This window comes from Ornithinibacillus jepli (assembly GCF_047228935.1).
Taxonomy (GTDB): domain Bacteria; phylum Bacillota; class Bacilli; order Bacillales; family Amphibacillaceae; genus Ornithinibacillus.
Genome location: NZ_JBFEGG010000006.1, coordinates 23,646 through 38,141 on the forward strand (window position 1 = coordinate 23,646; position 14,496 = coordinate 38,141).

16 protein-coding genes are annotated in these 14,496 nt (G+C 37.9%); 5 read left to right on the forward strand and 11 right to left on the reverse strand.

Features of this window, described 5'->3' with window-relative positions; genetic code table 11:
- The first annotated feature begins 23 nt into the window (after positions 1–23).
- Positions 24–533, forward strand: a complete 510-nt coding sequence (locus AB1K81_RS16655; protein ID WP_412977808.1) for a hypothetical protein — start codon at positions 24–26, stop codon at positions 531–533.
- A gap of 35 nt (positions 534–568) precedes the next feature.
- Here AB1K81_RS16655 and copZ read toward each other — a convergent pair whose 3' ends face one another.
- From copZ to AB1K81_RS16675, 4 genes are all read right to left on the reverse strand, one after another.
- Positions 569–775 (reverse strand): copper chaperone CopZ, encoded by a 207-nt coding sequence (copZ, locus tag AB1K81_RS16660; protein WP_412977809.1) that lies wholly within the window; start codon positions 773–775, stop codon positions 569–571.
- A 74-nt stretch (positions 776–849) separates the two neighbouring features.
- Positions 850–3,234, reverse strand: coding sequence for a heavy metal translocating P-type ATPase (locus tag AB1K81_RS16665; RefSeq protein ID WP_412977810.1), 2,385 nt, complete (start codon positions 3,232–3,234; stop codon positions 850–852).
- A 14-nt stretch (positions 3,235–3,248) separates the two neighbouring features.
- Positions 3,249–3,551, reverse strand: coding sequence for a metal-sensing transcriptional repressor (locus tag AB1K81_RS16670; RefSeq protein ID WP_412977811.1), 303 nt, complete (start codon positions 3,549–3,551; stop codon positions 3,249–3,251).
- 455 nt (positions 3,552–4,006) lie between these two features.
- On the reverse strand, positions 4,007–4,624 hold the full coding sequence (locus AB1K81_RS16675; RefSeq protein ID WP_412977812.1) for a class I SAM-dependent methyltransferase: 618 nt from the start codon (positions 4,622–4,624) through the stop codon (positions 4,007–4,009).
- A 127-nt stretch (positions 4,625–4,751) separates the two neighbouring features.
- Here AB1K81_RS16675 and AB1K81_RS16680 point away from each other — a divergent pair, with 127 nt between their 5' ends.
- Positions 4,752–5,183: a YugN family protein gene (locus AB1K81_RS16680; protein ID WP_412977813.1), complete on the forward strand. Its 432-nt coding sequence runs from the start codon at positions 4,752–4,754 to the stop codon at positions 5,181–5,183.
- Between the two features lie 40 nt (positions 5,184–5,223).
- Here the strand turns inward: AB1K81_RS16680 and AB1K81_RS16685 are convergent, their stop codons facing one another.
- Complete coding sequence (locus AB1K81_RS16685) at positions 5,224–6,294, reverse strand: C45 family autoproteolytic acyltransferase/hydrolase (protein ID WP_412977814.1); 1,071 nt, start codon at positions 6,292–6,294, stop codon at positions 5,224–5,226.
- A gap of 118 nt (positions 6,295–6,412) precedes the next feature.
- Here AB1K81_RS16685 and AB1K81_RS16690 point away from each other — a divergent pair, with 118 nt between their 5' ends.
- Positions 6,413–6,625, forward strand: a complete 213-nt coding sequence (locus AB1K81_RS16690) for a hypothetical protein (RefSeq protein ID WP_412977815.1) — start codon at positions 6,413–6,415, stop codon at positions 6,623–6,625.
- A gap of 36 nt (positions 6,626–6,661) precedes the next feature.
- On the opposite strand, the gene AB1K81_RS16695 is transcribed toward AB1K81_RS16690, so the two are convergent.
- The gene (locus AB1K81_RS16695; RefSeq protein ID WP_412977816.1) at positions 6,662–8,431 is read right to left on the reverse strand and encodes an ABC transporter substrate-binding protein; all 1,770 of its coding nucleotides are present in this window, start codon (positions 8,429–8,431) and stop codon (positions 6,662–6,664) included.
- A gap of 108 nt (positions 8,432–8,539) precedes the next feature.
- Here AB1K81_RS16695 and AB1K81_RS16700 point away from each other — a divergent pair, with 108 nt between their 5' ends.
- Positions 8,540–8,797, forward strand: coding sequence for a hypothetical protein (locus AB1K81_RS16700; protein ID WP_412977817.1), 258 nt, complete (start codon positions 8,540–8,542; stop codon positions 8,795–8,797).
- A gap of 47 nt (positions 8,798–8,844) precedes the next feature.
- Positions 8,845–9,414, forward strand: a complete 570-nt coding sequence (locus AB1K81_RS16705; RefSeq protein WP_412977818.1) for a DMT family transporter — start codon at positions 8,845–8,847, stop codon at positions 9,412–9,414.
- A 57-nt stretch (positions 9,415–9,471) separates the two neighbouring features.
- Here AB1K81_RS16705 and AB1K81_RS16710 read toward each other — a convergent pair whose 3' ends face one another.
- From AB1K81_RS16710 to AB1K81_RS16730, 5 genes are all read right to left on the reverse strand, one after another.
- A complete protein-coding gene (locus tag AB1K81_RS16710; RefSeq protein WP_412977819.1) occupies positions 9,472–10,479 on the reverse strand; it encodes an LTA glycolipid anchor biosynthesis glycosyltransferase, IagA/BgsA family in 1,008 nt (335 codons plus the stop codon).
- A 26-nt stretch (positions 10,480–10,505) separates the two neighbouring features.
- Positions 10,506–11,096 (reverse strand): TVP38/TMEM64 family protein, encoded by a 591-nt coding sequence (locus AB1K81_RS16715; RefSeq protein ID WP_412977820.1) that lies wholly within the window; start codon positions 11,094–11,096, stop codon positions 10,506–10,508.
- Positions 11,097–11,115: 19 nt separating this feature from the next.
- On the reverse strand, positions 11,116–12,300 hold the full coding sequence (locus tag AB1K81_RS16720) for a glycosyltransferase family 4 protein (protein WP_412977821.1): 1,185 nt from the start codon (positions 12,298–12,300) through the stop codon (positions 11,116–11,118).
- 302 nt (positions 12,301–12,602) lie between these two features.
- A complete protein-coding gene (locus AB1K81_RS16725) occupies positions 12,603–13,544 on the reverse strand; it encodes a nucleoside hydrolase (protein WP_412977822.1) in 942 nt (313 codons plus the stop codon).
- An 11-nt stretch (positions 13,545–13,555) separates the two neighbouring features.
- Positions 13,556–14,494 (reverse strand): nucleoside hydrolase, encoded by a 939-nt coding sequence (locus AB1K81_RS16730; RefSeq protein WP_412977823.1) that lies wholly within the window; start codon positions 14,492–14,494, stop codon positions 13,556–13,558.
- Positions 14,495–14,496 lie beyond the last annotated feature (2 nt).

Below are 14,496 nucleotides of genomic sequence, written 5' to 3' on the forward strand. Positions count from 1 at the left end.
GGTTTAAATAGGAGGTTATCAAGATGGCTCGATTACCAGCAGTAGATCTTGGTCTTATGGCAGAGCATTTATCTTCTCATCAGGGAGCAATTTCAAAATTGCGTGTATATGAGCACAATGTATCCTTGCCAGAACTAAGAAAGACATTACAATTACAGCGAAAGATAATGGAAGCTCATGTTAACGTAATGCTTCAATTAATCAATCCAAACAATACTAGCTACGTAGAAGTACCTAGCCTAGAGTCATTGAAAAAACAAATCACCAATAATCAATCCCAATCCAATGGTAGTAATAATAAATGGATTACATTAGAAGCACTTAGTTCGGCCAAAAGCATGTCCAATCGGAATTTTATGTCTGCATTAATGATGCAAAATAAAAACGTAAGGGATGCCCATGTGAAAATGGCTATGCAGCAATTAGAACTAATGGAAAAATATGAACGTATTGCAATAGAACATAACTGGACTTTTACACCTATGGCAACGTATAAGGAACAAATGGAAACCTATCATGCATTTAAACAATAAATAAGCAGGCACATACAACGTGCCTGCTTTCTTTATTAAGCTACATCATAGCCTTGTTCTTCAACTGCTTCCTTCATTTCTTCTAGAGATACTTTTGACTCTTCATAAGACACGGTTACTTTACCAGTAGATAAATCCACTTCTACATTGGTTACCCCTTCCAAAAGTTCAAGTGCACCTTCTACTGACATTTTGCAATGCCCGCAAGTCATACCTCTTACATCTAGTGTTAATGATTGCATATTTATATCCCCTTTCTAATATGAAATTTATATAGTTATTGGGGACAGGACTATCTACCGTCCCCAATGAAAACTTATATTTTTACACGTTTCAACCGAAGCGAATTCGTTACAACACTTACCGAACTAAACGCCATAGCCGCCCCTGCAATCCATGGTGCAAGTAGTCCAAGTGCTGCAATTGGAATTCCTGCACTATTATAAGCAAAAGCCCAAAACAGGTTTTGACGGATATTTTTTATTGTTGCTTTACTGATCTTAATTGCTTTCGGAATTAGTAAAAGCTCTCCACCTAAGATCGTCACATCCGCCGCTTCAATCGCAACTTCTGTACCAGTACCAATCGCAATGCCAATATCTGCTACTGCAAGAGCTGGAGCGTCGTTTACACCATCCCCAACCATTGCTACTTTTTTCCCTTGTAACTGTATTTCTTTTACCCGATTAGCTTTTTCCTCTGGTAACACTTGCGCTATGACACGGTCAATTCCTACCTGCTCCGCAATTGCTTTTGCAGTTCGCTCATTATCACCAGTAAGCATTATCACTTCTAGACCTTGCTCTTTCAATTCTTCGATCGCTTCTGCAGCAGTTTCTTTTACCGTATCCGCAACCGCTACAATACCTTTAAATTCACCATTAACTGCAATCAGCATAGCAGTATTGCCCTTCACTTCATAATCCACTAGCTCGTTTTCTACATGCGTAATGTTAATATGATGGTCTTGCATTAATTTTCTCGTACCTACTAATACGTTCTTACCATTGATGACAGCTTCTATACCGTGGCCAGGTATCGCACGAAAATGTTCGGTCTCTACGAACGGAACATTTTTCTCCGTAGCATAGGCAACAATTGCTTCTGCTAACGGGTGCTCAGATCCTTTTTCTGCACTGGCTACAAGCGATAACGTTTCCTCATCCGCAGTAAAATGCGTAACCTCTGGCTTACCTTTCGTGATGGTACCCGTTTTGTCTAATACAATCGCATTTAGCTGATGGGTACGCTCTAAATGTTCTCCACCTTTAAAAAGAATCCCACTTTCAGCAGCTCTACCAGAACCAACCATAATCGACGTTGGCGTAGCAAGCCCTAACGCACATGGACAAGCAATGACTAATACAGCAATTGCTGCCACTAATGCCGGTTCAAATTCACCTGGAGTAACAAACATAATCCAGACTAGAAATGTTATGAATGCGATGCCGACCACAATCGGTACAAAATAACCTGAAATAATATCCGCTAATCGTTGAATCGGAGCTTTTGAACCTTGTGCATCTTCCACTACTTTTATAATCGATGCTAAGGCCGTATCTTTACCGACCTTTTTAGCTTCCATTTCAATCGTACCGTTTTTATTAATAGTGGATCCAATAACACTTGCATCTATATCCTTTTCAACTGGAATAGACTCCCCTGTAATCATGGACTCGTCAACCGATGTTCTACCTTTCACCACGATACCATCTACGGGTATTTTTTCCCCTGGCTTAACCATCAGACGATCCCCAACGACAACATCTTCAATTGGAATCATCATTTCCTCACCATTACGTAATACTCTTGCTTGTTTTGCTTGTAAGTTGAGTAGCTTTGAAATCGCGACAGTAGTTCGGCTTTTGGCACTTGTTTCTAGATATTTACCAAATAGAATTAATGTAATCAAGATAGCACTAGTCTCAAAATATAAATGTGGCATATGCCCCGGATGGCTTAGCGTTTTTAGCGCTTCATAAAGACTATAGAAATACGCCGCACTCGTACCAAGCGCAACAAGCACATCCATGTTAGCACCACCGTTACGAAGATTCTTATACGCCCCTACGTAAAATTGCCAGCCAATAACGAATTGTACAGGTGTTGCAAGGGCGAACTGGAACCATGGATTCATGAAGATATCTGGAATATTAACCCCAGCTAAATGAACGAGCATGGTTAGTAATAACGGTGCCGAAAGAATGGCAGATATGATTAATTTCGTCTTCATATTTTGCAGTTGTTTTTCCTTCTGTGTCTGTTTATCTGCTTTGTCAGCCCTTACCTTAGCATCGTAACCTAGCTTTTGAATTTTCCCAATCAAATCTAATTCCTGAACTAACCCAGGATTATATTCAATGGAGGCACTTTCTGTAGCAAGATTTACGGTTGCTTGCTTCACACCTTCTTGCTTATTTAATACCTTTTCAATTCTTGTTGAACACGCTGCACAAGTCATCCCGAATACATCAAATTCAACCTTTTCAAGCTCAACCCCGTATCCAAGCTTCTCTATCTTAGATGTGATGTCTTGCACTGATACGGCGTCCGGGTCGAAATGAACATTCGCTTTTTCCGTAGTTAAATTCACTTGCGCCTCGACACCATCCATTTTATTAAGAACTTTTTCAATTCGATTTGAACATGCTGCACAGGTCATCCCGGTGACACCAACCGTCACTTGTTTGGTTTCGCTCATATAGGATACCCCCCTTATTTAGAAAATCTCTTTAATACTTCCATTAACTCTTCAATGGATTTTTCGCCTTCACCAGACTTAACTGCATGACTCACACAATGCTTTACATGTCTTTCCGCAACTTGAAATCCCACCTTCTTCAAAGCCGCATTTATCGCACTAATTTGCACTAAAATATCCACACAATAACGATCTTCTTCAATCATTTTCTGAATACCCCGAACCTGCCCTTCAATTCGCTTCAGCCGGTTAACCGCAGCTTGTTTTTCCGAATCTGTTCTAGGGTTAACTGGGTGATCATGTAAAAAATGGTCCATCTGAACACCTTCTTTCCTTCGCTTTAACTATACTATACCCCCCTAGAGTATATATGTCAACATCTATGCATTCATTTAGAAATATCAATAGAAGGATACCCCCATTAGGTAAAAATATGCATAGTGTGGTGTGACAGGACTATATTTCCCTTCACCCTAGATCTCAAAGGATCCTAGTTCTATAATCTATTCACCCTCCAAAGCTCTTCATTGGGCTCTGATAGCATCACTCAGTTACCTTTTCATTCTCCACAACACTTAATCGGGCTTTGATAACGCCTCTCTCTTACCTTTTTACTAATCATGGCACTAAATAGGGTATTGAAAAAAATCTCTCTTACCTATAACACAAAAAAGTATTAACACCCTCATCCCCCAACTTCAACAACTAAAAAAAGCGCAAGGAATCTCCCTGCGCTTTACTTCTGATTTAAACTTCCCAATAAAGAAATTAATTATTTCTTACAAATTGCTATCCCAAGAGGAAACTCCTTTTTCTCTGCAGCAAATTCTGGCTGAATGAGTGCTCCCTTTTGATAATAATAATCTGTAGATTGGTAGTCCTTAAATAAACCTTTAAACTCGTCCAATGTAAGCTGATGAACATGAAACTCCTGGCCACTTGGTATACCCCTACCCTTACCAAATGGAGTAGATAAAATCAGCGTACCACCGGGTTTTAACATATTATAAATATTACGCATAAATTGTTCTTCTTCTCGAATATGTTCAATCGTTTCAAAGCTCACAATACAATCAAATTGCCCAAGCTTTTCCGGTAATCTTGGATCTACTACATTCCCAATCTCAAATTTTGTTATCGGATGATAATAAGTAGCCCTTGCATATTTCACCGTTTCTTGATCGATATCAACACCAACTACTTCATGAACCTTATCCTTACATGTCTTTGCCATAATATGACTTCCATATCCTGATCCACTTGCAAAATCTAACACCCTACCGTATACATATTCCGTAGCAAAATGATACCTCGCAATATGTTCAATCAATAAACCGTTTAATACTTTCATCTTTTCAGGAATAACTCGTTCTCCTGTATCCTTTAACATTCTGTTCACCGCTTGTCCTTAGTATAAACAACATTTTACCGTAAAAACCAAGTAATCAACAATAAGAAGGTATTTTATACCAAATTATGTAAATGCTATTAGAAAGATTAATTGAAGGAGTGGTTCGATGATAGAACTTCAGTCAGAAATAGAAGGTAAAACTGCATATTTTGGGGAAGCTCGTACAATTGCAAAACAATTTGGGCTTACCCTTTGTGGGAGTTGGGAATATGATGGAGCGTTTCTAGATGCAACTCTTCACCGCGAAGGCGGGGAAACCATTTATTTAAGAATGCCATTTCATGTTTTAGAAGGGGAATTAGATCGTGATGGAGCCTTTATTCAATTCGGTAAACCTTTCGTCATTAAACATATTGTACATATTGGCCTAGATAAAGATGAGCATTCGTTGCTTGCAGCTACTGGGATTAATCAATTTCAGGAGCCATTAGATAAGGATGGCCAGATTCATAATAAATCAAAGTGGGAGGATATTGGTGAAAACGTTGCTAATCAATATGCCAGTGCCATTGCCTCTCGTGGTAAATCTATATCATAACAAGAAGACCCAACCAATCTAAAAAGATCGGTTGGGCTTCTTATATCAAGAACTCTGGCTCCGTAAAATACTCCATATTCACGAAAGGCGTTTTCACATCAAGCTTACCCTTTATTTTCCTTACCATCATTCTATCCCCATCTAGCCACTTTTTAAAATCAAATACAATTGGCTGCTGATTCCCACCTAGCGAGAACCAAGCTTTCAAATCCTGTGGAAAATATGCTGCCGTATGCAATGTACCTGCCCACGCACCATACTTCGGGGAAAATACCCCCTTATCCATATCATTCATCATGTGAAACGCTTGATAAGGATTGATGACATTTTTCCCTTGGTTCAATATCGTACTTTGCCGTTCCACTGACTCATCCATCCTGTAACGATTCTCCTCCGACAATTTCTCGAAATGATTCGTACAAGCATTACCGTGATGTACATCCACCCTTCTCGGTGAGGCCTCAACTACATGAGTTTTACCCTTTTGATCAAGCAAAATATAACTAAATGAATGACGATGCGGAATCTCTTTTAGTAAATCTACCGCTTCCTCCACCGTTGCACAAGCCTCCAGAATTAACCTCCCAACCATATTACAAATAAAGCCACTGCCAGATTTTTTACGGTTAACAAAGTTATACCCCATGGCCAGTCCTTTTTCATTTAAGCCATCTATCCGACCCGTAATTTGCATCGACGGCCCGACCATTGCATAACCCCCGTCAGTTGGCTGATAAAACATATACCGCCCTTCATAAGAAGCAGGATGATTATCATAGTTCCGAACGAGATAATCTTCCCCGGTAAAAATAGAGCACCCGCTTCTTCCATACTCCAAATAATACCCACCAAACTCCCGAATCGCATCATGCATATTCCATTTCAATGCATCGGCTAATCCTTCCATTTCATCCCATATTTCAGGAGCAAACCGCTTAATAGCAGTTCTTACCAATTTCTCATCTATTGTAAAATGGTATTTCCTTTTCGTTCCCCACTGCTTTTCTCTATTTACAAGTATTGGAGAATCTTTTAGCAATTCCCCTTGATAATACCCAAAATCGTAATGACTTCCCCGAAACTGAATGACATCACTATATACTGGTAACATAATATCCCCTCATTTTCAGTCGTATTCCTAGTCTAATTTATTTTCAATTTGAACGGAAAAAATATGCTCTCGTATAAAACTTATGTGATAAGGAAGGATACTACTTGAGGTGATTGTCATGACAAAAGATACCGGAAAACAAAAATTCGACCTACCTACCCAAGCAAATATTGATGGAAAAATAAGTGCACAAAATGGTCTTAGACAAAATTATCCGTTCGATTTTTTAAATAAAATGATTGGGGATTCGGTAAAAGAGCATAAAGAATTAGAGGCTGCGAATGAGATTATTGCTGAGAAGGAAATCGGACAAACATTTGAAAATTCATAAGCAAGCGGGCAATATTGATAAAAGCCGATATTGCCCTTAATTCTCCTTCCGATAAAATAAATCCTTAAACGGTACTAAACCAATCGTACTAAGCGATATCCCCATTAACTGTTCATGATACAACGCCTTCTGATACGTAGAATACAAAGGCAAAACAATATGATTTGTTAATAACAATTCTTCCATTTGCTTGATAACCTGAAATCGTCTCTCTTGAAACTCTTCGTGAAGAACCGTTTCATATAAATCATACAGTTTTTCCCCATTCTCACGATCCAATAGATTATGTAAAACACTAGTTTCTGATTGAAATAAGTTTAAGAGTGCAATCTCTTCCACATTTTCCGCCACATATTCAGATAACACCAAATCCGCATTCCTAGATTCCTCAAAAAAGTCCGAAAATGGAACGATTCTTAGTTCCACATCAATCCCCTGTTTTCTACATTCGTTCTGAATCCACCTGATATCCACTTCATTCGGCGTAAGCTCATATGTCATTAATAGTAACGGTTCACGTAAATGGAACGCCGGAGACTGGTTATCCGGCTCATATTCCAATATTTCTTGCCGATAAAAAGTGCTCACTGGCTCAAACCTAGGGTAACCAAGGGTATCAATCATCTTTTGCTTATTTAGAATCTCCGCCATTTTTCCCCTCAACAAATAATTATCCCTAACCTGTTCCTTTCGCATATTCCACATTAAATACTTAATGGACAAATTCCCTCGTTCTATATTTTTATAATCCGCATCTTTTTCTGTGTTCCACGTAAATGGAATATAAAAAAGTGGCTCCTGTTCAATTTTTCGTATATTTATGTACTTTTCAACGGATGGCATAATATGAATCGAGATTCCATCTATATGTGCTCGCTCTTTAAAATAGGCTTGGTGTACGGAAAGGGATAAAAGATTCGCATGATGTGTTTTCACTTTATATGGCCCTGTACCAATAGGTTTCTGAGAAAACTCCTCCGGTTTTAGTCCATTAAAATCCGTTGGAACAATCGAAGCTTTAGGTGAGCATAAAATATATAACCAATTAAACACGGGAATGGAAAAATAAAAATGAACGACACTTCGCCCAATACATACCACCTCATCCAAATACGCTACCATCCATTTCGCAGGTGAATCTCTCAACCTTTCAAAGGTAAATTTCACGTCTTCCGCATCTAAGACTCTTCCATTATGAAATGTAACTCCTTTTCTAAGATAAAAAGTCCATCGCTTACCACTCTCGTCCCTTTCCCAAAAATGAGCGATACTAGGCTCTACTTCTTCTCTATCCATATTAAACTTAACGAGTGTGTCAAATATTTGTTCCACCATATGCCTTTCTGTTTGCCGCTCAATTAGTGATGGATCAAGCGACTGCAGCGGCCGGAAATATGGAATATGTAAGTACTCTTCTTCCTCCTTTTTGGGCAATCCTTTTTTTACCCCAAACAGTTCTTTCCAAATGCTCTCTAAAACATGACTATAATTACTTAATAAATCATTCTGATCCAAATAAGAAATAAGTCCATTAATATCATGATACTTCGCTGAGGATGATTGCAGAAATCCAAACATCTCCTCCAACGATTTAAGAAAAATAATAACCGTTCTATTTCCTCTACCTTTCCCACTCTCTCGACGTATCCACTCCTTTTCTTCCATGTTATTCAAAATATGAATAACATTTCGTTCCGAACACTGCAGCACTTTACTTAGCTGATTTCTCGTTAGTTTAATAGGTTTATTCGTATTGCTACTTGAAAACTGAATGAACAAATGTATGTAGTAGTATATTAATCTCATCCGTTCCTCCTTATAAAAGGTGAAATTCTTAATACTAACTTACACTTTTTCTTCTCCTTTTAACAACTACAATTAACTATAGAAACAAAACAGAAGAGGAGAAGAATGATGACAGATATACAAAAAGGACATATATGTAACTTATTTTCCGTTTTAACAATGGCAATTGGACCTTTAGTGTCTAAGTTCGGATTAGCACATGTAAGCCCTGCAAAGGCTTCCGTTATCAATGTACTAACCATTATCATAGCAAGTGTTATATTTGGGATGATCGCAAAACAGCACGTGAAGTTTTATTTAGAAAAAGAGATTATGATGTTAGCACTGTTTAACTCATTAGGAGTTATATTTCTTTTCTTAAAATGAATTTACTTTCACCTGTTGAAGTCGGATTTCTAGGGAGATTTTACACGGTGTTCGCGGTCTTATTATCTATTTTTCTATTAAAAGAAAAAATCACGTTACGAGAGTCTGCTTTTATCCTATTAGCCATTCTCGGTGGTTTTCTGTTTGTGGATAAGGGCGGTCAATACACAAACTTGTTTGGTGGTATCTTTGCTCTTTTCTATACGTTTTTCTTTGCCTTAACCAATATTTATATTAAAAAATCGATGGCTAAAGAAAAAAGTTCAAATTCGATTCTTTTCACTAATAATTGTATAACACTGATCTTCGTGATGATCTATGCCACTTTTTCGGGAGAGCTTACTACTGATTGGGGACAATTTGGTGGGATAGGCTTGATTGTTTTATCTTCATTCCTAACCGGATTTCTAGGGACAATTCTTTTGTACCAAGCACTTAAATATTTACGATTTTCAATCGCAAATGTAACGAGAGCTTTTAGCCCCGTATTACTTGCCATTATCTCCTATCCTTTCTTCCCCATTACAATCACGTGGTTGAAGGCTATTGGCGTTCTATTATTAATCGGCTCTATCTTCATGTTAACAATAAAACCGAATACCGTCCGTAAAGAATAAAAAAGGTGCTGACTTAGATCAGACACCTTTTCACTCTATTCGATTAGCTATACAGATCTAACCCTGCTCATAAATCGCTAAAAGCCTCTGTGCGATAACCTTAATATCCCGTTCTAATGCCAACTGATAGCCATTTTCCGTTAAATCAGGCAGTTGACCTTCTAATATTTGAGAAGTTAACTCCTCAAATTGCTCAGTGGTTGTTCCCTTATAAACCGTCTCTCGGTCTTTAAATGTATGTTTATAAATCGGTATGTCCCGAACTAATACCGGAATTTTTGCAGCTAGGGCTTCCAGTAAAACGATGCCTTCTGTTTCCTCATGTGTAAGAAATAGAAATAAATCACTACCGCAATACGCATCCCGGATTTCTTCTCTAGTCACATATCCAGGAAAATGCAGATTGGGTAACGACTGTTTTATCGCTTCTTTTACTCTTTGTGGAATCAAATTTAAATTCGTATAACCAAACCAATAAAATTGATAGTTAGGCATTCTCTTCGCGAGTTTGACGAAATCTAATATTCCTTTACGCTCAATATAGTGCCCAACCGAAATCACTACCTTTTCCTCATCCGGGATATTATATTTATCACGAAAACGCCTTCTTGCTTCATTATTCCACTTGAAAAAATCTGTATCTATTCCGTTTGAAAGGCTTATAATCGGACGCTTTAGCCCATATCCCTCTAATAACTCCTTCGAATAGTCCGTTGGCGTAATAATTAAATCACCACTGTTATAACAATACGTGATCCACTTTTTAAACAGTGGAGCAATGACATTCGAACCACGAAAAGAATTACGGAAATCCTCCATCGTGGAATGTGCATAATACACAACTTTTTTTCCTTTTCGTTTTGCCCGTTTACTTTTTAGCACGGAGTCCGGAAATATCGTGTTCAGGTGGACGATTGAATAATCTTCCTTACTATCCATCGTGAATGGTACTCCGGCTATGCTGAGAGCTTGCTGTTGGTGTCGCACTGCTTGTCCAACACCGCTTTTTTCTACTAGCTTTAGTGAACCAGAATATAACAGTACCTTCTTTTGTTTCATTTGCATGATGTAAAGTTCCCCTTTAAGTCTAGTTAAATTAACATCGATAGGTTGCGCACAATAAAATCTAACCCAAACGTATAGAGTGCGATTGCCAAAGGTTTTCCTAGTAAGATAATAGTTGTAAATTTATGTATTTTCATTTTCGTAGTTCCTGCTAAATAACATAAAAAATCATCCGGAGCTAACGGGAAGAAAATGGCGATTGTAAAGATTTTTGAGAACTTTTCATGCTCTGTCCATTTGGAATACTTTTCTTGTAATTTTTTACTAAACAACAATTTAATAACGCTTTTTCCGTATTGCTTCGCTATTAAGAAAGCCACAATAGAACCTATGCAGACACTTATATAATTATAAACAAAGCCCATTCCTGGCCCAAAGAGCAACACTCCCGCGAGCAACCCTAATCCACCAGGAATGACTGGAAAAACCACTTGAATTGCAGAAAAAATGATAAAGATCGTTGGAGCCCATATGCCAAATTGACCCATAAAATGCCGTAGTGCCTTTTCCGAGTAGAAAATATCCGTCTTTATACCATAAATTAAGAAAGCGATGGATGCTATCGTAAAAATTATGGTGAGTATGTTAATCATTTTACGCATTCTAGGTTTTTCCATTTTATTACCTCAGTCTGTTCTACTTTGATAGTGCTGGAACTTTTTCTGTATCTTGATACATTTGGATAGTACGTTCATAAAGATCCTCTAATGTCTTCGCAAAAGTAACTGAGGAATATTTACGTATGGCACCTGCCTTCGCATTAGCACATAAACGCATATATAATTCCGGGACACTTAACATGGCATCTAGTCTTTCTTTAAACTGGTCAAATGTTTCATATTGCCAGCCATTCACGCCATCTTCTAAAACATTTTCTAAACACGCATCTTTCCGACATAATGCTGGAAGACCATTTGCCAATGCTTCAATATAAGTTAATCCTTGTGTTTCCGAATTTGATGCACTTACAAAAATATCCCCTAACTGGTAATAAAAAGGTATCTTCTCTGGGGTAATCATTCCGACAAAAATGACATTCTCTTTAATCCCTAATGTTTCCGCCATTTCTTCCAGCTCATTTCGGTATGGTCCATCACCGACAATCAACAGGGTAAGATTTTCGTTTTTTATTTTAGAAACAAAAGTTAGAATTTCCTCTAAGTTCTTCTCTTTTGCAAGCCTACCGACGAAAAGAAGCACTTTATGATGTTCCGGTATATGATGTTTTTCCTTTAAAAGCTTTCTCTCATAGCTTGACATTTCAACTGCAAATCTATTCATATCAATTCCAGTTGGAACGACTTCGATAGGCTGTGTTACACCATATTCTTTAAGTAAAGAAGATACCTTTGCAGTTGGCGCAATGACACAGGATGCTTGATTTAGTATTTTTTTAGAAAACAATGCAACCATTGCTTTTCCCCATTTTTTATTTGGTGAAAAGTAGTGCGTGTAATCCTCATAAACGGTATGGTAAGTGTGAACAATCGGAATAGCACATTTCTTCGCTATATGACGCGCAATACGAAAAGTGCTAAATTCACATTGCGAATGGATAATATCAGGTTTCCATTCTGCGATTTCTTCTATATATCGGTTATCCTTTGAAAACGTAACCCTTACCCCTGGATATATTTTCCCTGCTCCAATTGAGCTAATATAGGTAACATGATCTCTTCTATACGAACGACGTCTATTAGATAAGGTAAGAATTCTCACCTCGTGTCCCAATCTATTTAACTCTTTTTCTAGGTTAACTATTGATGTAACTACACCATTAATGGTAGGTGCGTACCATTCGGATGTAATTAATATTTTCATAGTTAGTCACCTCATCCCTCTTTACGATTTAAGTATACAAGAGTGAACTTGTTTGTTTTTTTGAAAAAGGTAAATTTAACACAAATTTTACAGTATCTTTTGTAAAATTAGAACCGTTTTTACAATTTTCTTTCTATGAAATTACAGCAAAATAAATGGTACCCTGAATATCAGAGTACCATTTTTTCCCTATTTAGACCATGCCATAATTCCGTCACTTACCCAACCTTCAATTTTTTTAAAAATTTAATATTACTTAAAAAAGATAGAGTAAAGTAATAGTCTATTTCTTGGCTAATCTTTTACTTACCTTTTAAAACATTGAATAACGTATCCTTAAACCCTGCTCTATCCACCACTTCACAAACTCTAACATTCGGACTCTTACCACTTCGGTTATTAATATCTACCATACTATAGCCTCTAGTAATATTCCCCGTAGTCTCCACGTCCACATAATACTCCCCGGCTTCCGTCATCAACTCTTCATTCGCAGCGATTGCCACTAATAATGTATCGGGATGTGTTGTTCCGTTTATTTTATGTACTTCTCGGTTAAACTTCAACACAACACGATTGATATCTATAAAAAACTTAGAAAGATTGGTATTCAATTTGGCAATCTCTGCATGATCCTCATCAGCCATTACAGAATACTCGGTACACATATCCCAGCCTACCATTGTAATCGGGACACCAGAATGGAGTACAATCCTAGCAGCTTCTGGATCCACATAAAAATTATACTCCGCTGCAGCAGTAATATTTCCAAGGGAATTATTGGTTCCACCCATTATATAAATATGAGGAATATCCTTTACAATAGTTGGATCCTTCTTGATAGCCATCGCGATATTTGTAAGAGGTGCAATAGCTAATAATGCGATTTCTCCAGGATTTTCTTTTACCGTTTCAATAATAAAGTCAACAGCATGCTTTTCCTCTGGACGTTGGGTTGCTTTTGGGAAAAGGGAATCTCCCATCCCATCACTCCCATGAACATCTTCTACCGTCACATGCCCGTCCTGATTACCTAATATCGGACCTTCATACCCTTTGAAAACAGGGACATGATAATCCGGATGAAACACTTGTATCGTATATAATGCATTTTCAACCTCTTGATCAAAATCTACATTTCCGCCAGTTATGGTGACTCCTTCTACTTTAAAATGATGGAGTGCAGTTAATATGGCAATTGTATCGTCCCCTGCAGTATCGGTGTCAATAATAACTCTCCTCATCTGTCTTCCCCCTATGCCTGTTTTGCTAATTCGGTGATGTAATCAAAAAATGCATCTCGATCTACTTCATACACTAACTCAACAGCTCGTCCGTTTTCAGATAGCTCTGTCTTCCCTTGACTTGGACCATCCGCATGTACGATGCTTTTTACTTCTTTCCTTTTCACTAGCTCTTCTTTTCCTATTGTTGCGGTTGTTAATACATCCCATAAGAAATATGTTGAATTCGTTTGGAAATGAACAAGTGGTGGTACGGCAGCATAGCATTGGCCAAGAAAATCTACCCCTAAATGCTTCCTCTCTTTCGCCCAACGATTTCTTACATCTAACGTCAATGGAACCATATTCGTACTTTCTAAAGCAACTAGGTCAATATGAATAGTAGAATCCCATACTACTTTTACCGCCTCTGGATCCCAGAAAGCATTCCATTCAGCTGTTCCATCATGCTCTGGCTCTTCCACATTACCCATTTCTAGGAAAGTTCCACCCATCCAAGCAAGTCTTTCAATTTTCTCTTCAATATCAGGAGCTTCTTCTAGTGCACGAGCTAAATCGGTTAATGGTCCGACAAATACTAACGTTACTTTTTCCGAACTGTTACGCAATGACTCAATTAAATGTTTATGCGCAGGGAGTTTTGATTCAGGAGTCTTCACTGGTAAATATTCATTTAAAATCGGTAAAGCATCTACAACAAAAGCATGCATACGCCAGTCCTTTGGAAAAGGATTTTTTCCACGCGAATTAGAAGCAGCAACCTCAATTTGCTCACCCTTACTAAAACGGTCTATTATCTTTCTACTCGCTGAGACAGCAGGCTCTAAGTAACTGTCAGCTGGAATAACGCCTACCCCAATTAAATCTACATCATCCATCTGTAATAATAAGAATAGTGAGACTAAATCATCTACTCCACCATCATGGTTTAAGTATACTTTTCGTTTCATAG